1 protein-coding gene is annotated in these 1,253 nt (G+C 72.1%); it reads right to left on the reverse strand.

Annotated elements, in window-relative coordinates; genetic code table 11:
• Positions 1-1,253 (reverse strand): fatty acyl-AMP ligase (locus D7X74_RS41975; protein ID WP_147446916.1); only part of this gene is annotated, 1,253 nt, incomplete at both ends.

A 1,253-nucleotide genomic window follows, 5' to 3' on the forward strand; every position in this document is an offset into this window, starting at 1 on the left:
CCGGACACCAGCGCCGCACGGCACGCGAAGCGCTGAATCTTCCCGCTCGACGTCTTGGGCACCGCCCCCGGAGGCAGCAGCGCCACCGTGTGCGTCTGCACCTCCAACTCCCGTGCGAGCGCCTGACGCAGCCCGTTCGCCACCGCCGCCAGCACCGTCGGGTCCGCGTCCACCAGGTCCCGGCCCACCTCCGCCACCACCGCCAGCGCCTCTCCGCCCGTCGTCTCCACCGAGAACGCCGCCACGCTGCCCGCGCGCACGCGCGCATCCGCGCGCTCAATCACGCCCTCCACGTCCTGCGGATACAGGTTGCGGCCCCGCAGGATGATGAGGTCCTTGCGCCGCCCCGTGACGAGCAACTGCCCGTCCTCGCGCAGCACGCCCAGGTCCCCCGTGCGCAGGTACTCCGGCCCGTCCACCACGCCGGCCGGCCGCGCATGGAAGGTGGCCTCGCTCAGCTCCGGCTTGCGCCAGTACCCCTGGGCCACGCTCGCGCCCGAAACCCAAATCTCCCCCACCTGCCCGGGGGCCCTCGCGACGAGCGAGTCCGGGTCCACGACGAGCACCCGCTGCTCCGCCAGCGTCGTCCCGCAGCCGATGTGCGCCCGCACGCCCGCCACGTCCTCGGCTCCCGACACCGCGAGCCCACGCGCCAGCGCCGCATCCTCCAGCGGATGCACGCGCACGCCCCGGCCCTTCTCCTCGCCCGTGACGATGAGCGTCCCTTCCGCCAGGCCGTAGCACGGGTAGAAAGCCTCCGGCCGGAAGCCACTGGGCGCGAACACCTCCGCGAAGCGCTTCAGCGTGGACGCGCGGATGGGCTCCGCGCCGCAGAACGCCACCTCCCACGACGACAAGTCCAACGACGCCACGTCCTCCGGCGTCGCGCGACGTGCGCACAACTCAAACGCGAAGTTGGGCCCGCCGCTGATGGTGCCCCGGAAGCGCGACACCGCCTGCAACCAGCGCAGCGGCTTCTGCAAGAAGGCCATGGGCGACATCAACGCCACCGGGAAGCCCGCGTACAGCGGCTGGAGGATGCCGCCAATAAGCCCCATGTCATGGTACGGCGGCAGCCAGATGACGCCCACGCTGTCGCGGCGCACCTGGAAGGCCCCGGAGATGAGCCCCAGGTTGTGCAGCAGGTTCGCGTGCGTGAGCATCACGCCCTTGGGCGTGCCCGTGCTCCCGGACGTGTACTGGAGGAACGCGAGCGACTCCGCGCCCACGTCCGGCGTGCGCCAGTCCTTCTC

Source organism: Corallococcus sp. CA047B (assembly GCF_003612065.1).
GTDB lineage: Bacteria > Myxococcota > Myxococcia > Myxococcales > Myxococcaceae > Corallococcus > Corallococcus praedator.